At 61.1% G+C, this 25,855-nt stretch carries 21 protein-coding genes; 12 read left to right on the forward strand and 9 right to left on the reverse strand.

Annotated elements, in window-relative coordinates:
• Nucleotides 1-23 precede the first annotated feature (23 nt).
• A complete protein-coding gene (locus tag FHS54_RS13710) occupies nt 24-1,463 on the forward strand; it encodes an aromatic ring-hydroxylating oxygenase subunit alpha (protein WP_167304590.1) in 1,440 nt (479 codons plus the stop codon).
• 75 nt (nt 1,464-1,538) lie between these two features.
• Here the strand turns inward: FHS54_RS13710 and FHS54_RS13715 are convergent, their stop codons facing one another.
• From FHS54_RS13715 to FHS54_RS13725, 3 genes are read right to left on the reverse strand one after another with little or no spacing between them, the layout of a single operon-like run.
• The gene (locus FHS54_RS13715) at nt 1,539-2,234 is read right to left on the reverse strand and encodes a 2-oxo acid dehydrogenase subunit E2 (protein WP_167304592.1); all 696 of its coding nucleotides are present in this window, start codon (nt 2,232-2,234) and stop codon (nt 1,539-1,541) included.
• Between the two features lie 22 nt (nt 2,235-2,256).
• On the reverse strand, nt 2,257-3,399 hold the full coding sequence (locus FHS54_RS13720) for an epoxide hydrolase family protein (RefSeq protein WP_167304594.1): 1,143 nt from the start codon (nt 3,397-3,399) through the stop codon (nt 2,257-2,259).
• Nucleotides 3,396-4,796, reverse strand: coding sequence for a phosphotransferase (locus tag FHS54_RS13725; protein WP_167304595.1), 1,401 nt, complete (start codon nt 4,794-4,796; stop codon nt 3,396-3,398). Before FHS54_RS13725 ends, FHS54_RS13720 begins: the two co-directional genes overlap by 4 nt.
• A gap of 253 nt (nt 4,797-5,049) precedes the next feature.
• Here FHS54_RS13725 and FHS54_RS13730 point away from each other — a divergent pair, with 253 nt between their 5' ends.
• The 5 genes from FHS54_RS13730 (at nt 5,050) to FHS54_RS13750 (ending at nt 10,143) form a co-directional block, all read left to right on the forward strand.
• Nucleotides 5,050-6,216: an acyl-CoA dehydrogenase family protein gene (locus FHS54_RS13730; protein ID WP_167304597.1), complete on the forward strand. Its 1,167-nt coding sequence runs from the start codon at nt 5,050-5,052 to the stop codon at nt 6,214-6,216.
• Nucleotides 6,217-6,238: 22 nt separating this feature from the next.
• Nucleotides 6,239-7,222: a thiamine pyrophosphate-dependent dehydrogenase E1 component subunit alpha gene (locus tag FHS54_RS13735; protein ID WP_167304599.1), complete on the forward strand. Its 984-nt coding sequence runs from the start codon at nt 6,239-6,241 to the stop codon at nt 7,220-7,222.
• Nucleotides 7,223-7,301: 79 nt separating this feature from the next.
• Complete coding sequence (locus FHS54_RS13740; RefSeq protein ID WP_167305158.1) at nt 7,302-8,267, forward strand: alpha-ketoacid dehydrogenase subunit beta; 966 nt, start codon at nt 7,302-7,304, stop codon at nt 8,265-8,267.
• A 5-nt stretch (nt 8,268-8,272) separates the two neighbouring features.
• A complete protein-coding gene (locus FHS54_RS13745; protein ID WP_243855813.1) occupies nt 8,273-9,106 on the forward strand; it encodes an enoyl-CoA hydratase/isomerase family protein in 834 nt (277 codons plus the stop codon).
• A gap of 32 nt (nt 9,107-9,138) precedes the next feature.
• The gene (locus tag FHS54_RS13750; protein ID WP_167304601.1) at nt 9,139-10,143 is read left to right on the forward strand and encodes a hypothetical protein; all 1,005 of its coding nucleotides are present in this window, start codon (nt 9,139-9,141) and stop codon (nt 10,141-10,143) included.
• A 15-nt stretch (nt 10,144-10,158) separates the two neighbouring features.
• Here the strand turns inward: FHS54_RS13750 and FHS54_RS13755 are convergent, their stop codons facing one another.
• The 6 genes from FHS54_RS13755 to FHS54_RS13780 all read right to left on the reverse strand — a co-directional run bounded on the left by FHS54_RS13755 (nt 10,159) and on the right by FHS54_RS13780 (nt 19,536).
• Nucleotides 10,159-11,121, reverse strand: coding sequence for a hypothetical protein (locus FHS54_RS13755; RefSeq protein WP_167304603.1), 963 nt, complete (start codon nt 11,119-11,121; stop codon nt 10,159-10,161).
• A 111-nt stretch (nt 11,122-11,232) separates the two neighbouring features.
• Entirely contained in the window at nt 11,233-13,482 is a 2,250-nt protein-coding gene (locus FHS54_RS13760; protein WP_167304605.1) for a TonB-dependent receptor, read from the reverse strand.
• 247 nt (nt 13,483-13,729) lie between these two features.
• Nucleotides 13,730-15,355, reverse strand: a complete 1,626-nt coding sequence (locus FHS54_RS13765; protein WP_167304607.1) for an FAD-dependent oxidoreductase — start codon at nt 15,353-15,355, stop codon at nt 13,730-13,732.
• A gap of 8 nt (nt 15,356-15,363) precedes the next feature.
• Nucleotides 15,364-16,227, reverse strand: a complete 864-nt coding sequence (locus tag FHS54_RS13770) for a sugar phosphate isomerase/epimerase family protein (RefSeq protein WP_167304609.1) — start codon at nt 16,225-16,227, stop codon at nt 15,364-15,366.
• Nucleotides 16,228-16,272: 45 nt separating this feature from the next.
• Nucleotides 16,273-17,904: an FAD-dependent oxidoreductase gene (locus tag FHS54_RS13775; RefSeq protein ID WP_167304611.1), complete on the reverse strand. Its 1,632-nt coding sequence runs from the start codon at nt 17,902-17,904 to the stop codon at nt 16,273-16,275.
• A 12-nt stretch (nt 17,905-17,916) separates the two neighbouring features.
• Complete coding sequence (locus FHS54_RS13780) at nt 17,917-19,536, reverse strand: GMC family oxidoreductase (RefSeq protein ID WP_167304613.1); 1,620 nt, start codon at nt 19,534-19,536, stop codon at nt 17,917-17,919.
• A 213-nt stretch (nt 19,537-19,749) separates the two neighbouring features.
• Between FHS54_RS13780 and FHS54_RS13785 the strand changes: the two genes are divergently transcribed.
• The 6 genes from FHS54_RS13785 to FHS54_RS13810 all read left to right on the forward strand — a co-directional run bounded on the left by FHS54_RS13785 (nt 19,750) and on the right by FHS54_RS13810 (nt 25,762).
• On the forward strand, nt 19,750-20,496 hold the full coding sequence (locus tag FHS54_RS13785) for an SDR family NAD(P)-dependent oxidoreductase (protein WP_167304615.1): 747 nt from the start codon (nt 19,750-19,752) through the stop codon (nt 20,494-20,496).
• Nucleotides 20,497-20,550: 54 nt separating this feature from the next.
• Entirely contained in the window at nt 20,551-21,342 is a 792-nt protein-coding gene (locus FHS54_RS13790) for an SDR family NAD(P)-dependent oxidoreductase (protein WP_167304617.1), read from the forward strand.
• 45 nt (nt 21,343-21,387) lie between these two features.
• Nucleotides 21,388-22,656 (forward strand): MFS transporter, encoded by a 1,269-nt coding sequence (locus FHS54_RS13795; protein WP_167304619.1) that lies wholly within the window; start codon nt 21,388-21,390, stop codon nt 22,654-22,656.
• Entirely contained in the window at nt 22,653-24,353 is a 1,701-nt protein-coding gene (locus tag FHS54_RS13800) for an FAD-binding protein (protein ID WP_167304621.1), read from the forward strand. The genes FHS54_RS13795 and FHS54_RS13800 overlap by 4 nt, the downstream gene beginning before the upstream one ends.
• 144 nt (nt 24,354-24,497) lie before the next feature.
• Nucleotides 24,498-24,881, forward strand: a complete 384-nt coding sequence (locus tag FHS54_RS13805) for a VOC family protein (protein ID WP_167304623.1) — start codon at nt 24,498-24,500, stop codon at nt 24,879-24,881.
• A 218-nt stretch (nt 24,882-25,099) separates the two neighbouring features.
• Nucleotides 25,100-25,762: a TetR/AcrR family transcriptional regulator gene (locus FHS54_RS13810; RefSeq protein WP_167304626.1), complete on the forward strand. Its 663-nt coding sequence runs from the start codon at nt 25,100-25,102 to the stop codon at nt 25,760-25,762.
• Nucleotides 25,763-25,855: the final 93 nt, after the last annotated feature.

Here is a 25,855-nt window from a genome sequence, read left to right on the forward strand (position 1 = left end):
CGGGGTACGCAGGAGTAAGGTAAATGGCGGCAAATGCACGCTATGCGGAGATCCGGTTCAACGACCGTCCGATCAAGGAACAGCTGTCCGACCCGGAAAGCTTTGTCCTGGAGCCGGGAGAAATCACCGCCGATTATGAGAAAAAATCGCCGTGGCGGCTGGAGGAGCTGCATCCCAACATTGCCGACTATCGGACCGCCAAGACCAGCAGGTCGATCGATCCCGCCGTGATGGCGGTCGAGGAAGAGCGGTTGTGGAGCAAGGTGTGGCTGCTGGCGGGCATTTCCAGCGACATACCCAATGTCGGCGACTGGTTCCGGTTCGACCTGGGCAGACAGTCCATGATCATCGTGCGCAACAAGGAAGGCGTCGCTGCATTCTACAATGTGTGCAAGCATCGCGGAAACGAGTTGGTGCAGGACGATTTCGGCCATGGCGCGACGTCCTTTACCTGTATCGTGCACAGTTGGCGGTTCAACCTGAACGGCAAGAATGTGCGCGTTACCGACCGGGATACCTTCCGTGAGGAAGCGCTATGCCGGAATCTGGACCTGACGCCGGTGCATGTGCGGGAATGGGGCGGCATGGTGTTCGTCAGCATGAACCCCGATCCCATGCCGTTCGAAGAATATTATGCCGACCTGCTGCCGATGATGGCGTCTTACAAGATTGAGGACATGTTCGTCGTCAAACATCTGACGATTGATATTCCGGCCAATTGGAAGACGATGTATTCGGCGTTTAACGAGACTTATCATGCGCATGCCACGCATCCACAGATCAAGCCTTATGTCGACGACCATTATGTTCAATATGATTTCTATCGCAACGGCCATAATCGAAACCTGTTTTCGGTAGGATCGGTTAGCCCGCGCTGGCCGGACAATCGCTTCGTCAATGTGGGGCTTGCCTATTTCCTGCAGGAAGCGGGGGTGAAAATGTCCGCGCTGAAAGGGGACGCACGGCATGTTCGCCGGGCGTTGCAGCAGGCGAAGCGTAGCGAGGGCAATCCCTATGGCGTGGATTATTCCGGCTATACGGACAATCAGCTGACGGATGACTGGAACCCGTCGCTGTTCCCGAACGTGACGATGAACATGCACCCGGAGGGCATATTGCTCCAGCGGTTCCGGCCTCATCCCACGGACCCGGAACGCGGTTATCAGGACGTTTTCGTGCTGTCCGCCAAGCTGGCCGAGGGGCGGCGTCCGCCCGCCTATATGGGGGTGGAGGATGATGTCGATGTTTCGGGCAAGGTGCGTCCGCCGATCCGCCGGTCCACCCACGACAATCCGCAGGCCGGTGAAGTGGTCGAGCAGGACATCGCCAACATGGTGACGATGCAGCGGGGCATGCGGTCAAAAGGGCTGAATGGGACGGTCGTCTTTTCCGAACAGGAACGGCGCATCCAGCATTTCTACGCCGAACTCGACCTCTATCTGGAGGGGAAGAAGGGGGGCTGAGGCGGCTTCTTCGATTGGAGTGAGGGAAGGGGCCGCGCATCGGGTGATGTGCGGCCCCTTCCCATTGAGGGCGGATCAATTTTCGGCGGGAGACAGGCCGGTTCCGCCCTCAAGCTGTTGAGCGAGCCGGGTGAGGAAGTCCCCGGCGGGCGCGCCGTCGATGATGCGGTGATCGACGGTCAGCGACAGGCCCATGACGGGCCGCACCACGATGGTTTCGCCGTCCTGCGCGACCCATGGCTTGGGCGTCATGCGGCCCAGGCCGATGATGGCCTGTTGCGGGTAGCTGAGGATCGGCGTGAAATGTTCGACGCGCGTCAGGCCCAGATTGGTGACGGTCACGGTCGCGCCGGTCAGTTCGGCGATGCTGAGCTTGTTCGCCCTGGCCCTTTCGACCAGGTCGGTGCGCCTTTGCGCGATGTCCGGCAGGGGAAGGCTGCCCGCGTCGAAAATGGCGGGGGCGACCAGGGCGCCGGGCAGCGCGATGGCGCAACCGACGTGGATTTGCTCCTGCGGCTCGACGCCTTGCGTGGTTTCCACGGCGTTGAAGAGGGGGAATTCGCGCAGGACCGATATCAGGGCGGCGATGATCAGATCTTCATAGCCCAGCTTCGTGCCTGCCGCTTTCCAGGCGTTGCGCGCGGCTACCAGAGCGGAGGCGTCGATGTCGCAGAAGAAGCTGAGCTGCGCGGTCTTTTGCAGGCTCTCGCTCATTTTTTGCGCGATGATGCCCCTGATGCCCGTCAGGCGGAGGATATTGTCAGCTGCCATTGGTGGTCCCCATGATGATGATTCAGGTGCGGAGCGCGCGGAAGCAGTCGCGCACTTCGCGTATGAAGATGCCGGGTTGCTCCCAGGCGGCGAAGTGGCCGCCCTTGTCCACGCTGTTCCAGTGGATGATCTGGTCGAAATAGCGATCCGCCCACTGGCGCGCGGGCCAGATGATTTCGCGCGGGAAATGGCTGTAGCCCAGCGGTATGCGCACGTTCCGAGGCCGGAAGCTGTGCATGCTTTCCCAATAGAGCCGGGCGGACGACGCGCCGCTGTTGGTCAGCCAGTAGAGGGTGATGGTGTCCAGCATATCGTCCAGCGAGAAGATGTTTTCCGGCGCGCCGTCGCAGTCGGACCAGCGCTGCAGCTTTTCATAGATCCACGCTGCTTGACCGACGGGGGAGTCGGCGAGCGCATATCCGATGGTCTGCGGCTTGGTCGCCTGAAGCCGGGCATAAGCGGATTCGACGTCATTGAACTGGCGCATGGATTCCAGCGCGGTCTGCTCGTCCGGGGTGAGATTGTCTGCAAGGTCGGGCGGGATGATCGACAGCATGTTGAAATGGACGCCCGCCAGTTCCGCCGGTTCATCGACGGCCAGGCACATCGTCACGGAAGATCCCCAATCACCGCCCTGCGCGACATAGCGGTCATAGCCCAGCCGCCGCATCAGTTCGGCCCAGGCCTTCGCGATCCGTTCCACGCCCCAACCCGTTTCGGTCGGCTTGCCCGAAAAGCCGTAGCCGGGGAGGGAGGGGATGATGAGGTGGAAGGCGTCGGATGGTTGCCCGCCATGGGCCTGCGGATCGGTCAGCGGGCCGATGACGTTGCGGAATTCCAGTATCGAACCGGGCCAGCCATGGGTCAGCAGCAACGGCATCGCGTCCGGCTGCGCCGAACGGATGTGCAGGAAGTGGATGTCCAGCCCGTCGATCCGTGTGCGATATTGGCCAAGCCCGTTCAGCAGGGCCTCACACTTCCGCCAGTCATAGGCTGTGCGCCAATGATCGACCAGCGCCCGCAGTCGCCCGGCGGGCACGCCCTGTTCCCAGCCGGACACCGGCTGATCATTGGGCCAGCGGGTCCGATCCAGCCGGTCGCGCAGGTCGTCAAGCTGCTGCTGCGCGACATGGATGGTGAAGGGTTCGACAGGCGGCGGGGTCATGGACGTTCCAGAATGGATTGCAGGACGGTCGCGATGCGGTGCATCAGGCGCTGGGTGAAATAGGCACCCGCGCTCGCGACCAGCACATCGTCGCTGAGGCCCTTTTCAAAGGTGTCGCGACCGCCCTTTAGCACCAGATTCATGAGCCGAAGGCCGCCGCGCAGGGCGAAATAATCGATCTGCCGCTGCGGAATGTCGGTGCCGCCCGCCGCGCGATAGGCGTCCATGAAGCTGGCCCAATCGGTCACGGCCATGACCACGGGATAGCAATAGCCCAAATCTTCGCCCGGATGGCCAATGGCCGCCTGTTCCCAGTCAAGGACGGCGGCAATATGGCCGTCCTGTGCCAGAATGTTGTGAAAGATCATGTCATTATGAACGATAGCCTGACGATCATCCAGGCAATCGACATTGGCGCGCAGCCATGAAATGACCGCCGACATGGTGATGGAAGGCCAGCGGGCGAGGGCGTTCCATTCGCGCGCCATGTCGTCCAGTTCAGCCTTCCAGCTTTCGATATCGAAGCTGCTGCGTGAGGGGCGCAGGCCACGGCCCGCTTCCCCCACCGGCTGCATATGCAGGATCGCCATTTGCCGGGCGAGGTCCAGAGCGACGTTCCTGTCATCGACGGGCAGCCAATATTCGGGCTGGGCGGTCGCGCCGGGGGCCAGTTCCACCAGCATGAAGGGGGCGTCCAGCCACGCAGGATCGGTTTCGACCAGCACCGGGCGCGGCACGCGCATCCCTGCGCGATGGAGACGATCGAGCAGGTTGAATTGCGTCACTTCATCCAGGAACGCATCACCCGCCGCCAGATTGGGGATGCCGCGCTGGATGACGAGCCGGGCGGGCAGGTCGCCCATGCCGGACAGCCCTAGAAGCGCTGTCTGGCGGGACCGACCGCCGACAACCAGTTTGAACGAGTCGATGCGCAGCGAGTCGCAGCCGGTGCGCTGGCGCAGATAGGCCGCGAGCCGTTCGGGATCGATCGAATCCGTGCCACCGCCCGTCAGGCGCGGCGGCGCGTGCTCAACTTCATCCATGCGATCGATAGCCGATTGCAGCAGGGCGTGTTCGCAGGCGATGGCGTCGCGAAACGCGGCCAGGCCTTCGCCCTTGTCCAGTCGATCAGCCGTTTGTGCGATGATTGCGCCGGTCGAACGATAGGCGGCGGCGTTTTCCGCCGGGCCACCCAGCCGATCAGTGTCGGCGGCCAATGGGAGGGCGACGGCTGGGTCCAGAAAAGTGGATGGCCCCGGTTCCAGCCCGTTGGCGGTAGCGGTGAGAACCCGGATACTGTTGTCCAGAGTCGCGCGCGCATCACCATCGTCAACGCAAGGGCGCACGTCGCGCCGCAAGGCGCGGGCTACGGCCCAGAGATGACGCGCGTTTGTCATGATATTCTCTCCTTCGACAACATGCGTATCGTAATGTAGCATATTATGCAATGAAGGCGGCTGTCGCGGTCGTGATACGCGATATGGCAGGGCTATAGCCCTTGGCGCTATACGACAGATGTCAAAAATATTGCTGGTTTTGCCTGGCCTTTGGTGGACGCTCTTGACATAAGGCAGTTGGTATATAGTAATGTCGCGTACCAAATATGACTGCGCTTGGAAGCAGCAGACCCAACGCGAAGAGAGTGATGCAGTGGACATAAGCTTATCGGACGATCAGGAAGCCATCCGCGACAGCGTGCGGAAGGTCTGCGACCGTTTCGGCGACGAATATTGGTCGGTCTGCGAGGATGAGAAGAAGTTTCCATTCGAGTTCCACAAGGCGATGGCCGATGCCGGATGGTTGGGCATCACCATGCCAGAGGAGTTTGGCGGCGCGAACCTGGGCGTTACCGAAGCGGCCATCATGATGCATGAGGTGTCGGCGAGCGCAGGCGGCTATTCGGCGGCCAGCACCATCCACCTCAACATCTTTGGCCCTCATGCCGTGGTCGTGCATGGTACGGTCGAGCAGAAGGAGCGGATGCTCAAGCCGCTGATCGCAGGCACCGATCGCGCCTGTTTCGGCGTGACCGAGCCAGACGCCGGACTGGACACGACCAGCATCAAGACCTTTGCAACGAAGGTGCCGGGGGGATACCGCGTCACCGGGCGCAAGATCTGGACATCTTCGGGCCAGGTGGCGAACAAGATATTGCTGCTGACGCGCACGACGCCCAAGGAGCAGTGCAAGAAGCCGACCGACGGCATGACGCTGTTCTACACCGACCTTGACAAGAGTCAGGTCGAAGTCCGCCGTATTCCCAAGATGGGCCGCAACGCGGTGGATTCCAACGCGACCTTCATCGACGATTATTTCGTGCCGGACGACGACCGGATCGGCGAGGAAGGCAAGGGTTTCCACTATATACTGCACAGCCTGAACCCCGAACGCATTCTGGTGGGTATCGAGGCGGTCGGGCTGGGCCGGGGCGCATTGGCGCGCGCGGCGAAATATGCGTCCGAGCGGAAGGTTTTCGGTCGCTATATCGGTCAGAACCAGGGCATCCAGCACCCGCTGGCGGAAAACTGGACCTATCTGGAATCCGCCTATTGGATGATCATGCGCGCGGCGCATCTATACGATACGGGCAAGCCCTGCGGCGCGGAGGCGAATGCGGGCAAGTTCTTAGGGGGACGAGCCGCATTCGAGGCGTGCACCCGCGCCGTCATGACGCATGGCGGCATGGGTTATTCGACCGAATATCAGGTGGAAAGATTGTTCCGCGAGTCGATCCTGATGCGGATTGCGCCGATTACCGAGCAGCTGATCCTGAGCTTCATCGCCGAAAAAGTGCTCGACCTACCGAAGTCCTATTAAGAACTCAGCTGGAGTGGATGACATGTCCAATTGGCCCAAACCAGACGCGGCGACGCTGCTGGAAATCTATCGCAAGGCGACCCTGATCAAGCAGAATGACGAGCATGTCATCAAGCAGATGATGGCCGGCAAGCTGGTGATGCCCTATTATAGCCCGCGCGGGCAGGAAATCATTCCGTCGGCGATATCCGTCAGCCTGGATGACGACGATTATATCTGCACCATCTATCGCGGCATTCACGACATGCTGGCGAAGGGGTTTCCCCTGGACGAAATGTGGGCGGAACTGGCGGGCAAGGTGACGGGCACCTGCAAGGGCAAGGGCGGACCGATGCATCTGACCTGCCCGGAAAAGGGCATGATGGTCACGACCGGCATCGTCGGATCGTCCATGCCGATTGCCACGGGACTTGGCTGGGCGGCGAAGCTGGACGGTCGCAATCGTGTTTCGGTGGCCAATTTCGGCGATGGCGCGACCAATATCGGCGCTTTCCATGAATCGATGAACATGGCGGCGGTATGGAAGCTGCCCGTTATATTCCTGTGCCAGAACAACCATTATGCCGAACATACCGCGCCCGAATATTCGCGCGCCATCGACCGTATTTCGGACCGGGCGGCAGCCTATGGCATGCCCGGCGTGACCGTGGACGGCAATGACCCCGACGAGATGTATGGCGCGGCCAAGGTGGCAATCGAGCGCGCGCGGGCGGGCGAGGGGCCGACGCTGATCGAGGCGATGACCTTCCGTTTCAACGGCCATATTTTCGGTGAGGCCGGGCATTATATGGACAAGTCCATCTATGCCGAGGCGCAGACGAAGGACCCGATGCCGATCCTGCGCGCCCGGCTGCTGTCCGAAGGGATCGCTACGGAAGCCGATCTGGTCGCCATCGAGAAGGAGGTGGACAGCCGGATCGTTGCAGCAATCGAGGCCGCCATGGCCGCGGACTTCCCCGACGTCGCCGAGCTGAAGCGTGACGTGTTCGCTGAAGAAATCGCTTGAGGAAATGGCAATGACCGACACAATCACTGCATCCGACGCGCAGGCCTCTGCCGCATCGCAAGGCGTTGAACCCAAGAAGATGACGATGGTGGACGCCATCAACCTGGCGCTTCACGACGCCATGGATGCTGACCCCAAGGTGCTGGTCCTGGGTGAGGACGTGGCCGATGCACAGGATGGCGGCGTCATGGGCGTGACCAAGGGCCTGTCCACCCGTTTCGGCGTGGACCGGGTCAAATCCACGCCCATTTCCGAACAGGCGATCATTGGCGCGGCGATTGGCGCTGCCGTCGGCGGTTACAAGCCGGTGGCCGAGATCATGCTGATGAACTTCATCGCGGTGCCGATGGACATGATTTTCAACCATGCGGCCAAGCTGCGCTTCATGTCCGGCGGGCAGACCGGCGTGCCGATGGTCATTCGCACTATGACCGGATCTGGCTTTTCCACCGGCGGGCAGCATAGCGATTATCTGGAGGCGTGGTTCGCGCATATGGCGGGCATAAAGGTAGTCGCTCCGTCCACGCCCGACGATGCCTATGGCCTGATGCGCGCGGCAATCGATGATCCCGACCCCGTGCTGTTCATCGAAAATATGCCGAGCTATTGGACGCCTGCGCCGGTGACCAAGCAGGCTATTCCTATCGGCAAAGCGCGGGTCGCTCGCGAAGGCAGCGACGTGACGATCATAGGCCATTCGCTGATGGTGACGCTAAGCCTCGCCGTGGCGGACAAGTTGGCCGCCGAGGGCGTTTCCGTGGAGGTGGTCGATCTGCGCACCATATCGCCATGGGACCGCCAGGCCGTGATCGCGTCGGTGCGCAAGACTGGTCGTGCGGTCGTCGCGCATGAGGCGGTGAAACAGTTCGGCATTGGCGCTGAGATCGCGTCGGTCATTACCGAAGAGCTGTGGGGCGAATTGAAGGGTCCGGTCCAGCGGGTGGGCGCGGCCTATTGCGCCGTGCCATTTTCCAAGCCGCTGGAGCAGGCGTTTGCGCCGAGCGCCGACACGATTGAGGCCGCCGTTCGCAAGGCGCTGGCTTGATCGCGATGGAGGGGGCCGCCCGGATGCTTCAGTCCGCGCCGGACGAAAGCTATCTGGTCGAATTGAGCGATGGGGTGCTGCGCCTGTCGTTCAACCGGCCGCAATATGGCAACGCCATTCCCAAGACGACGGTGCCGCAGCTGACCGCGCTTTTTCAGGCGGCGCAGGCGGACCCGGCAGTGCGCTGCATCCTGGTGCGGGGCGAGGGGAAGGTGTTTTCCGCTGGCGGCGACGTCGCGAGCTTTGCCGACTCGATCAAGCAGGATGTGGCGACGCGGCAGGCGGATTTTGCTCACCGCTTGCCGCTGGCGCGGGAATTGGTAGAGGCGATCGTCGCGTTCGACCGGCCCATCGTCGCGTCGGTGCGCGGGGCGGCGGCGGGGGCGGGGTTGTTGTATCCGCTGGTCGCCGACTATGCGATTGGCGATGACAGCGCCGCCTTCGTATTCGCGCATCAGCGTGTCGGGCTGAGCCCCGATGGCGGCGTGACCGCTGTGCTGCCGCAGGTCGTGGGCGTGCGGATGGCGCGCATGCTGCTGATGACGGCGGCGAAGGTCGATGCTGCCGAGGCGCACAGGTTGGGCATATTGCATCGGGTTGTCGAAGCCGACGTGCTGGAAGAGCAGGCGATGAAGGCGGCCCGGCGGCTGGCGCAGGCTCCGCAGCGGGCGATCGTTACCGCCAAGAGGCTGGTCAACGGCGCAGCAGGGCGCAGCCTGGCGCAGATATTGGATGCCGAGACAGATGGTATCGTTGCCTGCGTTGGCGACAATGATTTTGAGGAGGGGGTGACGGCTTTTCTGGAAAAGCGCGCGCCAGCTTTCCCCTCCGCCCGCTAGCACGCGGGCCGCGTTCCCACGATTTGGAGAAGATGATGCAGATCCCCGTCAAGGAAACGCCGTGGGAAGGTGACTTTCCCGACGTCGAGAATTGGAGCGAGAATTTCTGTCTTGCCGGGTTCGATCCGCAATCGGGCGTCGGCATCTGGTTCCATATTGGCCGCTGGCACCACGACCTGACCCAGTTCCGGGAACTGGTCATCATCCGACTGCCGGATGGAACGGTGATCGCTCATCGCGCGATAGGCGACGCTTTCGCTGCGGCGGATGGGCCGGGCGGGCCTCATCTGGCGGTGCGCATCGTCGAGCCGGGGCGCAAGCTGACCTACCGCTTCAAGGGCGGGGTGATGCGTGTTCCGGCCGGGCAGATGCTGAACGGGCTGGTGGGGGATGGGCGGCGCACGCCCATGTCATTCGACCTGACCTTCACATCGACGGCGGACATATGGGACCTGCACAAGGTGGGCGCGCTTCAGGATTTCCTGCCCGCCGGCCATATCGAACAGCCCGGCCTGCTCACCGGATCGTTTCGCATTGGCGGCGAGGACTTTGCCTTCAACGCGATGGCTAACCGCGATCACAGCCTGGGTGGGCGGGATAACCGCAATCTGCACAGTCACCAGTGGTTCCAGGGCTATTTCGACAACGGAATCGCGTTCCTGCTGTTCGATGCGCAGACCAGTCCCGGCGAGCAGGTCGTGTTTTCAGAGGCGATTGTCTATGAAGGCGACAGGGGCTTTGAAGCGAAGATCGAGCAGATCGAGCGATGCGGGCATGTGGATGACGACGAAAAGCTGATCCAGACGGTGCTGAGCTATGCCAACGGGTCGCTGGTGATCGACACGGTGGCGTTTCACGGCAGTTCCTACCTGTCGCTCGCGTCGCCCAACGACACTTATGCCGGGGTCTATCCCACCGATCCGGGACCGACGCGGGTGGTGGACGAACAATCCGTCAGCCTGCTGCTCAACGGATCGGTCAAGGGCTATGGCTGTTATGAGAGGACCATTCCGGGCGCCCACATCCGCGAGGCATAAAGGCGCCCAGTGGCGTCAGGCGTCCTTCAAAGCGCCGATTTCGACATTGGCAAGGCCTTCCTCGCCCGTCTCCTCGCACCGCACCCGGCACATATTTTCCACGTTATAGTAGACCTTTGCACCCGGCTTTTGCGAATGCAGCGGCAGGCGGGCAAAGGCGTTGCCCACGTCGGCGGTCAGGGTGAATTTCTTTCCGCCAAGGGTCATGGTATGGAATATGACCTTGTCCGGCATGCCTTCCGGCCCTTCGCCGACATTTTCGATGTGGAGCGTTTTGATGACCTCATTCCCCTCTGGCCGCGCGATATAGCCTTCGGCGGTCATGTTGGCCGGGCGCACGGTGTTGCGGACGGTGAACAGGTGAAAACCCATGGTCGGGAAGTTGAAGAAGGACCAGTTGTGGTCCAGCACGATCTGGTCGTTGCGCATCCCCCAGCTATGATCGCGATAGCCCGAGCCATCGACGTCGAGCGACACGCCCGCAAGCTCACCGGTTTTGAAAGTCACCTTGCCGGTTGCGTCCATACATTGGCCCTGATGACGAAAGCCGGTCCGGTCGAGCGCGGTGTTTTCCGAAATGGAAAACTGGTCGGGATTGACGTCGGCGCAGGCCAGGAAGTCGAACAGATGCATGCGCCGCGTGAAGCGCAGCGATGCGGCGATATTCTCATCCTCATATTCGACCAGAAATTCTTCCTGAGGCTTCAGGAAGTGAACCGTCTGGTTGCCGTAGCGCAGCAGTTTCTGATGTTCGAAGGGCTGGGGCAGGGGCACTTCGCCGCTGTGGCTGACCTTTACGCCCTTATGCAGCACGGTGAAGGAAGCGAAGGCGCGGTCGAAGGTCGGCTCTGCCGTGCTGTGAGCCAGGCAGCACAGGTCCCGTTCGGGGTCCATGAACACCCAGAAGTAATTTTCCTTCCAACGCAACCAGGCGCGGGCGGGAACGGTGTGAGGGTAATCCTCATGCAGCAGCATCATTGTCTCCAAAGGCAGATGGGAAGAAAAAAAGGCCCCCCAAGCGTCGTGATCCGCGTCATCCCAATGTGACGCGGATCACGAGCTGCTCAGCCCCCTGGCTGCAATCGTGGATCAGAGGTCGAAGCGAACCTCGATCCCGTAGGTCCGCGGATCGCCAACGCCGCCCAGATCACCTGCGGGCGTGTCAGTCTGTGGGATCTCATTATTGAAATATTTCTCGTTGCTGAGATTTGCGCCCCACAGGCGGAAGGTCAGTTTGTCGTTGAATTCCGGCTTGAAGGTGATGCTGGCGTTGAACAGCGTCAGCTTGGGTTCCGTCAGGATATTGTCCGGGTCCCATTTCAGGCTGGAACGATAAGACATTTGTCCGGCAAACGTGAATTGGCCGACTGACGTCGGAACATCATAGTTGAACCCCGCATTCAGTTTCCACTTGGGGGTTTGCGACAAACGGTTGCCGCTGGCATCGCCCGTCGCCAGCGTCACGCCCCAGGGCGACGTGAAGATCGGCACGTTGAACGGCGCGTTGTCAAAGTCGAGGAACTTCGCCCACAGATACTGGCCTGACAGGTCCAGCCTCAATTGGTCGGTCACCAGGATTGTGCTGTCGAACTCCACGCCCTTGGTCCGCGCCTTTTTAGCGTTGGCAAAGGCGACCAGGGGCGTTGGGCCTGCGGGCGTATCGACCAGCTGGACGAGCTGGACCTGTGGGTCCTTGATGTCGTTGCGGAACACGGCAAAGTTGGCGCGCACCCGGCGGTCGAACAGCATCATCTTCAGGCCGGCTTCATAAGACGTCACAGTTTCAGGCCGGGTTGGCGCCGCAGCAACCGGGATCGTGTTGAACGTGCCCGATTTATAGCCACGGCTCCATGTCGCATAGGCCATGATGTCGTCGGTGAAGTTGTGATCCAACGATACCTTGTACGTCCATTTGTCGAAATTGAAGGTCTCATTATAGTCCGGGGCGGCGGGGAAGTCGGGTCCGACCAGCGGGGTAATCGACTGACGGCCTTGTCCTTCCACCCGGTCCTTTGTGTAGCGGAGGCCAAGGGTGATATTGGTCTTGTCATCCACCACCGGGAAGGTCGCCTGTGCAAAGGGAGCCCAGGATTCGATCTTCTGCACGCTATTGAGGTTCTGGCTGACCAACCCGTTCAGGGTCAAGGCGTCGCCATTGATAGCGACATCGACATTCGTGCGGGAATTGATGTAGAACAGGCCCAATATCCAGCTGATGTCCGATGAAGGCTGCGACTTCAGCTGAAATTCCTGTGTGATCTGGCGGTCCCGGATGTTAATCGGGAAAGCCAGCCAGTTCAGTTCCGTGTGATCGCCTTCGTAATTCAGAAATTCTTTCGCTTTTCGAAAGGATGTGATGCTGACAAAGTCAGCGAACCCAAGTTCCTGATCAATTTTCAACGCGCCACCCCAGCCACGGAGGCGGTGGAATATCTCTGTATTCGCATTAATATCGTAGAAACCCGGCGGGTCGAAATATTGCGTGCCTTGCAACGGCGATCCCAACGGGTAGCCGCGCGTCGTTCCCGGATAGATACTGACCGCGTTGCCCTGATTCTGCCGCTGATAGGTATAGAATCCGCTGAGACGGATCTTGGTCGTGTCGGTCGGTTCGAATACGATTTTTGACCGGATATTATAGAATTTGCGGCGGTACGTATCCTTGCCGGTGAACAGGTTCTTGCCCCATCCATCGCCCTGGTTCAGCCCGGCAAGAGAAATACCAGCCGAAACATTTTCGCCCAACGGGGTTGCTGCGTACAGCTTGCCGCTGACCGTATCGTAATTGGCATAGCCCAGCGTCGCGGAAAGGTCCGTGGTTTCGCCCGGATCGCGGGTGAAGACCTGCATCAGGCCGCCGGTCGAATTGCGGCCGAACAAGGTTCCTTGCGGTCCTTTGAGCACTTCGACCCGTTCGATATTGGCGAGTTCAAGATAGGCGCTCGCCAGGCGTGAATAATAGACATCGTCGATATAGACGGGCACGCTCGCTTCATTGCCGGGCGTGGATGCGCCAGGATTGCCGACGCCGCGCAGGAACGGGATGATGACGCCCGACATTTGCGACACGAACAGCGACGAGTCGGCCTGCTGAATGTCGGATACGCGGAAAATACCCTTGTTTTCCAACGCTTCGCCGGTGAATGCGGTCACCGCGACGGGAACGTCCTGCAGATTCTGGCTGCGGCGCTGGGCCGTGACGATTATTTCTTCAAGGCCCGCCGTGGGGCGTGCCTGCGCTTCGTTGTCCTGAGGCGGCGTCGCAGTCTGAGCAAGCAGCGGCGCTGACGCCACGGTGGCGAACAACATGGTGCTATAACCAAAAGCCTTCTTTTTCATCGGTCTTCCCCTCGCTTTGTGATTATCATTATCGATCATTGGATGACGCCGCCCGTGCCCGCGATGAGGCGTCCCGATCTTTATGCAACGATGGTCAGCAAGGTCCGGGTCGGGGCCCTGGGCGTCGAATAGCGGCACCCTGCATCACATCAGGCCGCATCATTCCATCACCAAATGTGACATCTGTCAATACGGTAAACGTGCGAACGATCTACAAGTGTATCTATTCTGCATTTGACAGAGTTGTTTACTGCCTGTTGGTTCTGGCTGCGGCTTCCCGTCCGGCGATATGGCCGAAGACGAGCGCGGGGCCGATCGTCCCGCCAGCGCCTGGATAGGCCATGCCCGTGATGCTGGCCGCCGCGTTGCCCGCAGCGTACAGACCCGCAATCTTGCCACCGCGCAGGCTTTGCACCTCCGCTCTGGCGCTGATTTTCGGGCCGCCCTTCGTCCCCAGAACGCCGGGGTAAACGCGGCAGGCGTAGAATGGCGCCTGGTCCAGCACGCCAACGGTCTGGTGCGATCCTTCCAATGCCCAGTCGCCATGGTAGCGGTCGTACCGACTTTCGCCGCGATGGAAGGCCGGGTCCTTGCCGTCGCGCGCGAAGATGTTGAACTGTTCGACGGTGCGTTCCAGACCGACAGGATCGACGCCGATCCTGTCGGCAAGCGCCGCCAAAGTTGGGGCCTGTTCGATCCAGTTGGGCAACGGGTCGCCCGGATAGCGGGTCATGACCGGGTAACGGTCCAGATAGGCCTGGTGGAAAATGATCCAGGCATCTTGATTGGGATAGTCGAATGTCTGGGCGTCGAATTGGAAGAAGGACCGGCCCAGATCATTATAGTTGCAGGCTTCGTTGACGAAGCGCTGTCCGGCGCGGTTGACCATGATCGAACCGGGTTTGGTGAGTTCCGTCACGGCGAAGCGGATGGCCGGTTGGCCGTCATATTCCTCTCCGGGAATTTTCATGATCGGCATCCACCATGCCTCGTCGGTGTTGGCGAGCGCGGCACCGGCCTCCGCCGCCATCAACAGGCCATCGCCTTGATTGTCAGGCGGGCTGGCCGCGCCCTGATGCGGGCCGCGCAACAGGTCCTTGACCAGCGCGGCATTCCATTCGAACCCGCCGCTGGCGATGATAACGCCGCGTCGGGCGCGAATTTCGAATGGCACGCCATCATGATCGCCCCGAACGCCGACGACCGCGCCTTCGTCCATGACCAGGCTTTGCGCGCGCATGCCGAACAGGATCGTCGCGCCTTTGTGAACCACGGCTTTGGTCAGGCCTGCCACCAGCGCGTTGCCGACGCCCACCAGCCCCTTTTCCAACCGATCGCCGATGATCGCAGGGTCGAATATATCGACGCCATCCTCCAGGTCGTTGCTGGAAATCGGAATGGGAAAGGTCAGGCTGCTGCGGAGTCTGGGCCGCAATTCTCCCAGATCATTGCCGGGGAAGAGGCCTGCGGACAGCGACCGACCGAACGTCCCCCCCGGCAGTTCGGGGTGATAATCGGGCCATTGGAGCGCGCGGAAGCGAATGTCCGTTTCCGCTTCGATGAATTTGATGACATCCACGCCCGCATCGACATAGGTTTCGATCATCTCATCATCCATGCGGCCCAGTGATTGACGCCGCAGGTAGGTGAGGGCCGCTGCGCGCGTGTCGCTGCTTCCGACTTCATGCATGTGGTGATTGCAGGGAATCCAAGGCACGCCGCCGGAAATGGCGGTGGTGCCGCCCAGCTTTTCGGAGCGTTCCAGGACGACGACGTCCGCTCCGGCATGCCGTGCGCTGAGGGCGGCGGCTAGCCCGGCTGCGCCCGTGCCGATGACGATGACGTCAGTCTCACTGACATGGTGTTGTGACATGTCGGCGATCACGCTGCTTCTCGTGCCAGCGCGAACTGGCGCGCGACGGCGTCAAAGGATCGCCTTGCCGCTTCTTCCGGCTCAAGCGCGCGGAATTCATGCGAGAGCATCTCGATACCGTAACAGCCGTCATATCCGGTCGCCGCGATCGCGCGCAGAAATGCCGGCACGTCGAAGCTGCCTTCGCCGGGCAGCAGGCGATTATCGGTTGAATCGTCGAACAAATGGCCCACCACTTCAGCGGCGGCGTCGTCCAGTTCCACATGCTTGATATATTCGACGGGCAGGGCAGCGACCTCTTCATAGGGGATGCCCGGGCGGGTCATGTGCCAGATGTCGATCAGCAGTCCGCCATTGGCCGCGCCGGCCTGTTCGATCAGCTGCCGCCCGGAGGTGAGATCGCGGATATTGGCGAGCGGAAATACCTCTATCGACACATGGGCACCCACCTGTGCCGCTTCGTCGCAGAGCAGGCGGAAGTCGGCAGCCATGGAGTCCATGGACACGCCGCTGTCGCTGAGGTCGCCGACCACCTTTATGTGCCTGGTGCCGATCTCGACCGCGGTATCCAGCCACAGGCGGCGCATTTTGTCAGACGCGGCGCGAGCGTCGCCCTGTGCGAACCAGTCGGTCAGGCATTCGATTTCCAGGAACTGGACACCGGCATCGTCCAGGATGCGACGGATTCCGGCGGTCCCGTGCAGGGCGACATTGGCGGCCAGGTCATCGCCCGACAATCCCATGCCATAATAGCCCGCCGCGACAGCCGCAGCGGCGCGCCGTTCCAGCGGGAAGGGGCTGGCGACCGGCTTGCCGGGATAGGCATCACCCGCGATGGTGTAATAGGTCGCGACGATTTTCGGATCAGTCATGATGAAACTCCACTGGCGGCGCACATGATGCGCCGCGCTCATTGTTCAGAAGCGGTTCGATCCGCGCGCGGCTTCGCGTCCGGCAATGTGGCCAAAGGTCAGCGCGGGGCCGAGCGTCGCGCCGCCGCCCGGATAGGCCATGCCCATGATGCTCGCCATGGCGTTGCCCGCTGCGTAGAGGCCGGGGACGGTGCCGCCCGACAGGCTGAGCACTTCGGCACGTTCGTTCGTGCGCGGGCCACCCTTTGTCCCGATCGTGCCGATCTTGGTTTCGACGGCATAATAGGGTCCGCGTTCAAGCGGCCCTAGCGTCTTTGCGGTGCCCTCTGCGCTGGGGTCGCCCCAATATAGTTCGTAGATGCTTTCGCCGCGATGGAAGTCGGGGTCGACGCCATTGCGCGCATTGTCGTTGAACCGCGCGACCTGCGCCTCCAGTCCGGCGGGATCGACGCCGATCTTGGCGGCCAGTTCGGACAGCGTGTCCGCGCTTTCCATCCAGGACGGCACGGGGTCACCCGGATAGCGCGTCAGGAACGGGAAGCGATCCATATAGTCCTGGCTGACGATGTGCCATGCGGGCAGGTTGGGATAGTCGAAATCGACCGGATCGAAGGCCTGAAAGACGCGGCCTATATCGTTGTAGTTGCACGCTTCATTGACGAAGCGGCGACCTGACCGATTGACGATGATCGAACCGGGACCGCAGCGTTCTATCCCGGTCAGCCGGACCAGCGGACGCCCGTCATATTCCTCACCCGGTATGGTGACGGACGGTTGCCACCAGGCTTCCGACATATTGCCCAAGGCGGCCCCCGCCTGCATCGCCATCTTCAGCCCGTCGCCTTCATTCCAGGGTGGGCTGTGGGGGCTGTGCATCGGGCCGCGCAGGAATTCGCGGGTCATTTCCTTGTTCCATTCATATCCGCCGCAGGCCAGGATAACGCCCTTGCGCACGCCCACGCGCCACGGCTTCCCGTCGCGCTCCGCTTCGATGCCGATGACCACGTCATTGTCCTGCACCAGCCGCAGAACGCGGACATTGCGTTCGATACGGACGCCGTGATCCACCAGCCCCTTGAGCAGCCCCGCCATCAACGCGCCGCCCATGCCGACCATGTCTTCGTTGAGGCGTCCGCCGATCAGTTCGGGGTCGAGCACATTGAAGCCATCCTCCACATCGGCGATGGAGATGGGGATGGGGAAATGCGCGCTGGACCGGAGCGCCGGGCGCAATTCCCCCAGCGTTCCCGCCGGGAAGATGCCAGCCGTCACCGACCGACCGACATTGCCGCCGGGAAACTCAGGGTGGTAGTCGGGCATCTGTAGCGCGCGGAAGCGAAGGTCTGTTTCCTTTTCGAGGAACAGCAGCACCTGGGGCGCCGTGTCCACGAAGGTTTCGATCATGCCGTCGTCCATCTTGCCCAGCGAAATACGGCGAAGATAGGTGAGCGCCTGCTCGCGGGAATCGCTGCGCCCGATTTCATGCATATGATGGTTGTTGGGAATCCACGGCACGCCGCCCGAAACGGCGCTCGTCCCACCCAGCTTGTCGGTGCGTTCAAGCAGCAGCACCTGCGCGCCAGCAGTCCGGGCGGCCAGCGCCGCAGAACAGCCCGCCGCGCCGGACCCCACGATCAGGACTTCGGTTTCTTCATCCCATTGGGTTGCCACGGTCATCCCTCCTCCGTTCTATCGCGCGTCTTCGAGGATCAGTGACGACGCATGCCAGGCCGTCGCCATGACCGGCGCATTGGTGTTGCCCGACGTCAGGTTGGGCATGATGGAACAGTCCACCACGCGCAGCCTGTCCACGCCGCGCACCCGCGTACGTGGGTCCACCACCGCCTGTTCGTCGCTGCCCATCCGGCATGTCGCGACCGCATGCGTGCCACAGCTAAGATGTCGACGTACGGCGGTCAGTATCTGATCGTCGCTGTCATTGCCGTTCAATCCCGGTGCGATTTCGCGCGCCACATAGGGAGCGATGGCGGGCTGGGTCATCAACTTGCGCACGAAACGGACCATGGCGACCGCCGTGTCGCAATCCTCCTGCGTGGTCAGCCAGTTCGGGTGGATGCGAAGCGGTGCGTCGGCGTCGGGCGAGGTGATGGCAAGGCTGCCTTCGCTGGTTGCGCGCAGCATCGCGGTCGCGATCATCATGCCCGGATGCTTGTTGACCCCGTTGGTCGGCACGGCAACATCTGCTTCCCCCTGGGCCAGGGTCACGCCGCCGACGAAGCACTGGATGTCGGGGCGCGTCACGCTGGGGCGGCTCCTGGCAAAGATGCCGATTTCCTGCGGAACGGTGGCCATAGGGCCACCTTTGAACAGGAAATATTCGGCAAGGCTGCGGGCCAGCCCCAGACCGCGATAGCGGTGATTAAGGCCCTTTTCGCCCTGCAGGTCATAGTTGATGCCGTAGATCGGATGCTCCTGCATCCGTTGGCCCACGTCGGGGCTGTCCAAAATGACATCCACGCCCGCCGCTTTCAATGTGTCAGCCGGGCCGATTCCTGAAAGCTGCAGCAGTTTGGGCGACGCGATTGCGCCCGCCGACACGATGACTTCGCCACGGCAGCGGAACTCCGCCTGCTGCCCATTGATGCGGCAGGCGACGCCCTTTGCCCGGCGCTGTTCAATGATGATCCGATCGACCTGAACGCCCGTCTGGACCACCAGATTGCGCCGGTGACGCACCGGGTTCAGGAAAGCGACGGCTGCGCTCTGCCTGCGTCCATTTTTGATATTATAATGATAATAGCCGACGCCTTCCCGGCTTCCCGCGTTGAAGTCATCGTTGCGCGGCAGGCCCATCTGATTGCCCGCATCGATCATGCGGTCGGCGAGGGGGTAGTGAAATTTTTCGGTCGAAACATGGACTGGACCGCCAACGCCATGTTCGTTGGACGCGCCAAGTTCATGATCCTCGATAGCGTTGAAGGCGGGGAGCATCGTGTTCCAGCCCCATCCTGTCGCCCCGCGCGCTTCCCATTGCTCAAAATCTTCGGGCTGGCCACGGATATAGATCATGCCGTTGATTGCGGAAGATCCGCCCAGGCCCCGGCCTCTCAGCCAGATCTCGCTGGCGTCCAGTCCTTCTTCGCGCGGTTGCTGAACTGGAAAATATTGGGCGAATTTGGGATCGCCGACCAGCTTGGCCACGCCCTTGGGCATGCGAACGAACATATGATCATTGTCGCCGCCCGCTTCCAGAAGCAGCACGCGAATCGAGGAATCTGCCGACAATTTGTTGGCCAGCACGCAACCCGCGCTGCCCGCTCCGACAATGATATAGTCGAACTCGGCCATGTCCTCTCCAGATATTAAATGACATTCGTCTTATATGGCTTCTATGCCATGACGATGACGCGGACACAATGGCGTTTGTTCAAGGCCATGGAGGCGGGATTGACAGCTTGTCAGACACGCGTCACTTATTAAGGAGGTAAGCCGGCATACGGTGAAGAAGAATCGACGCAGTTCGCACAGGAAAAGCGACGCGGCGGTCAGGAGAGGTGGAAAATGGGTCCGTTGGACGACAAGGTTGCATTGGTCACAGGCGCTTCAGGCGGCATTGGTCGACAGATCGCGGTCCGGCTGGCGGAAAGCGGTGCGCGGGTGATCGCCCATTATTCGTCCCGTCGCGAAAGCGCGGAGCAGACCGTAGCGGCTGTGCAGGCGGTGGGCGGCGAGGCGGCGATCCTGCAGGCGGACCTTAGCCACGGCGATGGCGTCAGGCAGTTGTTCGCCGGGGTCGACGAACTGGGCGGACGGATCGACATCCTTGTCAATAATGCGGGGGCGGGCGAAACATCCCCGATTGGCACGATTAAGGAAGAAGAAATTGACCGCATGTATCGCGTCAATTTCAAGTCCCCCGTGCTGGTCACCCAGCAGGCGCTGACCCGGATGAGTGACGGCGGGGCCATCGTGAACATATCGTCCATGAGCGGGCTGATGGCGCAGCCTCCGGGCTTTGCCTATGCGATGAGCAAGGCGGCGATACATTCCTTTACCCTGTCGATGGCGGTTGAGCTTGCCGCGCGTAACATCCGCGTGAACGCCGTGGCGCCGGGGCCGGTCGATACCGACCTGATCAACGGATATCGGGCGAGCGACGATGCGATGCGCGCGCTGAGCAGCATGGCCGCGCTCGGTCGGCTGGGCACGCCCGACGACATCGCGCAGATCGTCCTTTTCCTGGCGTCGCCCGCTTCGGCATGGCTGACGGGCCAGATCATCCAGGCGAGCGGTGGGATGAGGCTATAGCCCCAAGGACCGCCCAAAGCGGCAGGGCATGAATTGGTTACAGGAGAGCATGGAATGTCCGTCACCTATAATTTCAAGAAGGGTGCCGTCGTCATATTCGGCGGTAGCGGCGGTGCTGGCGGTCACATCACGCGTGCCTTTGCCAGGGCTGGATGCGATGTGGCCTTCACCTATTTTGGTGGCAAGGGACGGGCAGAGGACCTGCAAGCCGAGTTGCGTGACGAGGGATGTTCGGTGGTCGCCTATCAGGCGGACATCAAGTCGCCCGAACGTCCGCAGGAGATTATCGACGATGTCGTGGCAAAGTTCGGGTCGGTTCAGACCGTCGTTTACGCGGCGGGGCCGGTTATCGACGTCTGCCCCATCGTCGACAATGGGCCGGATCGCTTCAAGCTGCAGGTCGATTCCGAGCTTCTGGGCTTTTTCCACATCGTTCGCGGCGCGATTAGCCATCTGCGGGAAAGCCGTGGCAGCCTGATCGCCTGCACGTCCTTTGCCAATTACAAGGTGCTTATAAACGACGGCCTGTCCGCGTCGGCAAAGGCAGGCATCGAAAGCCTGGTGCGCCAGATCGCGGTGGAGGAAGGGCGCTATGGCGTCCGCGCCAATTCCATCGGCCTGGGTTGGTTCGACATCGGCCAGGGGGCAGTTGCGCCGATCGATCAGTCGACGACGCAAAGCGATATCGGGAAGGACATGGTGAAGCTGATGAGCAGCATGATCCCGCTTGGCAACCGCCCCGGAAAGGGTGAGGAGCTGGCGAACACAGTGCTGTTCTTTGCGTCTGAACAGGCGTCCTACATTACGGGGCAGACCCTGCTCGTGGATGGCGGCATTTCATTGTGACGAAAGGCCGCGCCCTTTCGTCGCGGACGAGCTGAAATCATGCTCATGGCGAAACATGCGGAACAGGAGTCCTTTTCGGGCTGGCGCATGGCGGCACTGCTGTTCGTGGTGCTGAATGTCGTTCTGGGCGTGAATTTTGGCAGCTACGGCGCTCTGGTCGGCGCGATAGAGACGGAGTTCGGCACCAGCCGGGCGTTGGCATCCGCTGGTTCCAGCGTGCTGACCCTGTCCATGGGGCTGCTGTCGCCCTTTGCCGGGGCGCTGATGTCGCGCTTTCCCATCAAGCTGCTGATGATGGCGGGCGCGCTGGCGAGTGCTGCCGGCTACCTGCTGATCGCGCATGTTCATTCGGTCTATGCGATGCTGGCCTGCTATGGCCTGCTGATCGGGCCGGGCTTTTGCCTGGTGGGGATCATCCCCTGCACCAACATTGTCAGCAACTGGTTCGTGTCGGGACGCGGCAAGGCCATCGGGCTGATGAACATGCCATTTGGCAATATGGTGATGCCGCTGGCGGCGGCGGCATTGGTGCAAATGGCAGGCGTGCGGACGACTTTCCTCTTCTTTGGCGTGTTGATGGCTTCCCTGGTCCCGTTGTTGCTATTGCTGGTCGACCATCCTGCTCGCGTCGGGCAGCGAGCCAAGGGCGCGGTCAGCGGCGTGGTCGCGAGTCATATAGCCGTTGCGAAAGTAGCGCCGGGCATGTTGCTGCGCATGCCTGCCCTGTGGATCATGACGCTGGGCGTGGGCATATTGAGCGCTGCGGGGCTGGTCATGGTGACCCATCTGGCCGTCCTTGCAACCAGCCGGGGTCTGGACCTTGGCTCCGCTTCGATGCTGCTCGCAGCCTTGGGCATGGCGGGGTTGGCGGGCGCGCCGCTATTTGGCTGGATGGCAGACCGCATCGGCGGCGCGAAGGCCTTTGCGATCCTGTCGCTGGCGCAGATTCCGCCCTGGCTGGGGCTGATCGTGGCGGGCGCGAACTTTCCGTTGCTGCTGCTTCTGGCCTTTGGCATCGGGCTATGCTGCAACGGCATATTGACCCTGTTTGGCACGCTGACCGCCGAATGGATGGGACGCGAGCGCGTCGGCATTGCCATGGGGATGTCCTATCTTCTTCAGGTGCCGCTGATATTTGGCGCGGCTCCGCTCGCGGGCCTGCTATTCGATGCCAGCGGTTCCTATGACCTGGCCATATATCTGCATGTCGGTTCGTTCGTGCTGATCGGACTCGTCTTCCTTCTCTATCGCCCGGTGCGTGGTGATGATGCAGAAATGGCGGATATGACGATGATAAAGGAAGAAATTTCGTGAAGGTTGCGGATATGAACTCCCTGGGTGGCGAGCCGGTGATTTCCATCGATAGCGCCGACACGTTCCAGTGGGACGATGAGGCGGATGTCGTTGTCGTCGGCTATGGCGGGGCGGGGATCTGCGCTGCATTGGAACTGGTGGAAAATGGTGCCAGCGTCATCGCTATCGACCGTTTCAACGGCGGTGGGGCGACGGCGTTCAGCGGCGGCGTGGTGTATGCGGCGGGCACGGACATACAGCGGCAAAATGGCGTCGAGGATGATCCCGACAACATGCTGAAATATCTGCGGCTGGAGGTCGGCGATATCGTCAAGCCGGAGACGTTGAAGCGTTTTTGCGATGACAGCGCGGCTAATCTGCAATGGCTGCAGGCGCATGGCGTCGTATTCGGGACCAAGCTCTATACCGGCAAGACGACCTACCCGCCCGAAGGCTATTTCCTGCAATATTCGGGCAATGAGAAGGTGGAGGCCTATTGTCGCGAGGCGAAGCCTGCGCCACGCGGGCACAGGACTTTGGGGCGCGGCTTTACCGGCAACAAGCTCTATCATGCCTTGCGCCAGACAGCGGACCAGTCAGCCATTCGTCCCATGTTGCATACGATCGTGCAGAGCCTGGTCGTGGACAGAAGCGGGCGCGTGGTGGGCGTCGCGGCGCTCCAGCTTTCCCGCGACAAACAGGCTGAACATCAGAAATATTATGATAAATTCCCGCCGACCGCACCCTTTAAGGAAGCAAAGGCGGAAGCAGCCGGGCGAGCTGCGCGCGCCATGGAGACGGAGCACGGGCAGTTGCGTTATGTCCGGGCAAAGGCTGGCGTCATCCTGTCGACGGGTGGCTTCGCGTTCAACCTGGACATGCTTAGCCAGCATGCGCCGGTGCTGACGCAGCATTACAAGACCATGATGCGCCTTGGCACATTGGGCGACGATGGCACGGCCGTCCGGCTGGGCACGGCTCTGGGTGCGGATACCGCGGGCATGGACGCGATGTTTGTCGGGCGGGTCCAGTCTCCCCCCGCTGCGTTGCTGGACGGCATTCTGGTCAACCAGGCGGGGGACCGGTTCGCCAACGAAGCGGTCTATGTCGGTACGCTGGGCCGCGCCATCGCCGATCAACCGGAAGGGAAGGCGTGGCTGATCATGTCAGCCAAGGATGTGCGCAAGGCGATGCGCCAGGTTGTGACGGGCGGGTTCGATGCATTCATGCGCTTTGGCGCACCGGCCATGCTCAACCTTTTGCTCGGTGGGACGAAGCGCGCACGCGACCTGGATGTGCTGGCCAGCAAATGCGGCCTTAACCCCGCGCGCCTGCGCCAGACGATCCGGCGCTATGAAGACATGGTTCGCGACCGGCATGACGATGATTTTTCAAAGCTGAAGGACCATTTGAAATCGCTGGGTTCTGGACCCTATGTCGCCATGAACGTTTCGCTCGCCAACCGATTCAGCTTTATCACCTTCCATACCCTTGGCGGGCTTGCGCTTGAAGAAACAACGGGCGCTGTCAGGCGCGCCGATGGCAGTAGCATCCCCGGTCTGTACGCAGCCGGGCGAGCGACCGGCAGCATTCCTTCGCGCACTTATATCAGCGGCCTTTCCCTGGCGGACTGTGTGTTCACAGGACGCCGCGCGGCCCAAAGCTGCCTGGGCGTCATAGCGGCAGAAAATCGCCCATCATTGTCTTTGTCTGACTGATGTCTTACAATGCCAGGTGGATGCGGGACCGGATTTGCGTCATGGCCATGGCCATTTCTGTTGCCGGATAATTTATTCTGTCGGCCATGCATTTCCCTATTGGATCATCGTTCAAACGCAGCTTGAATCACAGGAGAGCAAATAATGTTTTCGCACATCGTTATCGGCAGCAATGACATCGAGACGTCCCGGAAATTCTACGACGCTACAATGGGCGCATTGGGCGCCGGACCAGGTTTTGACGATGGCAACGGCAGGCTGGTCTATATGCACAATGGTGCGGCGCTGCTTATTTCCAAGCCGATAGACGGTCAGCCGGCGACGCACGCCAATGGCGGGACCATCGGCTTTGGCGTTGCGAACCCGGAACAGGCCAATGCCTGGCATTCGGCCGGGGTGGCGAACGGCGGCAAGTCGATCGAGGATGCGCCTGGCGTTCGTAAGGGTCCCCAAGGTTCGCTATATCTGGCCTATCTGCGCGACCCCGACGGAAACAAGCTGTGCGCGCTGCATCAGCTTCCTGCCTGAATTTGACTGACCGTCGTTGTGCCGATGCCTTGTTGCTTCCTGAGGAGGTAATGAGCGTCGGCACTCGGCGGAACCTAGACGAACCCTTGTCAGAAAAGGGAGTGAGACCGGACAGCCGGGACATTGTATCTATCCGCGCACAGTAAAGATGCTGGCGTGTCATGCGAGCGGCGGTAATATATAAGACTCCCGTCGCTGCACATAATGGAGAGGTGACGATGGGTAATCTGCACGCGCCGGATTCAACCGGATTTTCCGCACGCGGTCGACCTGTGATGGCGGACCATCGCGAAGTGTCGACCGAATTGTTGCATGCTATGGAATTGGGGCTGCGCAACAAAAGTCACCTTGACCTGACAACGCGTGAGATCGCCCTGGCCGCTGGCACCAACGCAGGCATGATTCATTATTATTATCACGGCAAGAACGGCCTGATCGATGCCGCGCTGGATAACCTCAGCAGCGACCTCGCCCAGACACTCAACGATCTCAACACGCTGTTCATGACCGATTGTCAGGACGCCACGCGCAAGATCGTCAGCGCCTGGCTGAACCTGTTGGAAAAGCATAAGGGCACCGCCAGCGTCGTGCTGATCGAAAGTTTTCGCCCTTATTCGACGGTGTGGCATTCCTATCGGCAGAAAAAGTCGCAGGGCAGCTTCACCCGAATGCAGCAACTGATCCGCACATTGGTGAGCCAAGGATATTTCCGCCCGGATATCGATGCGAAGGTCGCTGCCTTCTCGATAATATCCATCGTGCTCTCACCGATGCTTGTGGGCCAGATCATGTCGGAAATCGGCCATCAGATAAGCGAGATATTGGTGAATTGGGAGGAGGAAGCCGTCAAGCTGATAGATGGACGCTATCGGCTGCTCTGACGGAGAGCAGCGCGCTTTGAACGTCGCGGATTGGAAAAAGGAAGGGGGGCCTGGCAAGGCGTAGCCCGATCGGGGAAGATCGGTAATTGGGCA

This window comes from Sphingobium vermicomposti (genome assembly GCF_011762025.1).
Lineage (GTDB): Bacteria > Pseudomonadota > Alphaproteobacteria > Sphingomonadales > Sphingomonadaceae > Sphingobium > Sphingobium vermicomposti.

Bases quoted from the DNA above. Each gene is read 5' to 3' on its own strand.
- FHS54_RS13710 (WP_167304590.1), top strand. From the start codon at position 24: ATGGCGGCAAATGCACGCTATGCGGAGATCCGGTTCAACGACCGTCCG.
- FHS54_RS13715 (WP_167304592.1), bottom strand. From the start codon at position 2,234: ATGGCAGCTGACAATATCCTCCGCCTGACGGGCATCAGGGGCATCATC.
- FHS54_RS13720 (WP_167304594.1), bottom strand. From the start codon at position 3,399: ATGACCCCGCCGCCTGTCGAACCCTTCACCATCCATGTCGCGCAGCAG.
- FHS54_RS13725 (WP_167304595.1), bottom strand. From the start codon at position 4,796: ATGACAAACGCGCGTCATCTCTGGGCCGTAGCCCGCGCCTTGCGGCGC.
- FHS54_RS13735 (WP_167304599.1), top strand. From the start codon at position 6,239: ATGTCCAATTGGCCCAAACCAGACGCGGCGACGCTGCTGGAAATCTAT.
- FHS54_RS13740 (WP_167305158.1), top strand. From the start codon at position 7,302: ATGACGATGGTGGACGCCATCAACCTGGCGCTTCACGACGCCATGGAT.
- FHS54_RS13745 (WP_243855813.1), top strand. From the start codon at position 8,273: ATGGAGGGGGCCGCCCGGATGCTTCAGTCCGCGCCGGACGAAAGCTAT.
- FHS54_RS13750 (WP_167304601.1), top strand. From the start codon at position 9,139: ATGATGCAGATCCCCGTCAAGGAAACGCCGTGGGAAGGTGACTTTCCC.
- FHS54_RS13755 (WP_167304603.1), bottom strand. From the start codon at position 11,121: ATGATGCTGCTGCATGAGGATTACCCTCACACCGTTCCCGCCCGCGCC.
- FHS54_RS13760 (WP_167304605.1), bottom strand. From the start codon at position 13,482: ATGAAAAAGAAGGCTTTTGGTTATAGCACCATGTTGTTCGCCACCGTG.
- FHS54_RS13765 (WP_167304607.1), bottom strand. From the start codon at position 15,355: ATGTCACAACACCATGTCAGTGAGACTGACGTCATCGTCATCGGCACG.
- FHS54_RS13770 (WP_167304609.1), bottom strand. From the start codon at position 16,227: ATGACTGATCCGAAAATCGTCGCGACCTATTACACCATCGCGGGTGAT.
- FHS54_RS13775 (WP_167304611.1), bottom strand. From the start codon at position 17,904: ATGACCGTGGCAACCCAATGGGATGAAGAAACCGAAGTCCTGATCGTG.
- FHS54_RS13780 (WP_167304613.1), bottom strand. From the start codon at position 19,536: ATGGCCGAGTTCGACTATATCATTGTCGGAGCGGGCAGCGCGGGTTGC.
- FHS54_RS13785 (WP_167304615.1), top strand. From the start codon at position 19,750: ATGGGTCCGTTGGACGACAAGGTTGCATTGGTCACAGGCGCTTCAGGC.
- FHS54_RS13790 (WP_167304617.1), top strand. From the start codon at position 20,551: ATGTCCGTCACCTATAATTTCAAGAAGGGTGCCGTCGTCATATTCGGC.
- FHS54_RS13795 (WP_167304619.1), top strand. From the start codon at position 21,388: ATGGCGAAACATGCGGAACAGGAGTCCTTTTCGGGCTGGCGCATGGCG.
- FHS54_RS13805 (WP_167304623.1), top strand. From the start codon at position 24,498: ATGTTTTCGCACATCGTTATCGGCAGCAATGACATCGAGACGTCCCGG.
- FHS54_RS13810 (WP_167304626.1), top strand. From the start codon at position 25,100: ATGGGTAATCTGCACGCGCCGGATTCAACCGGATTTTCCGCACGCGGT.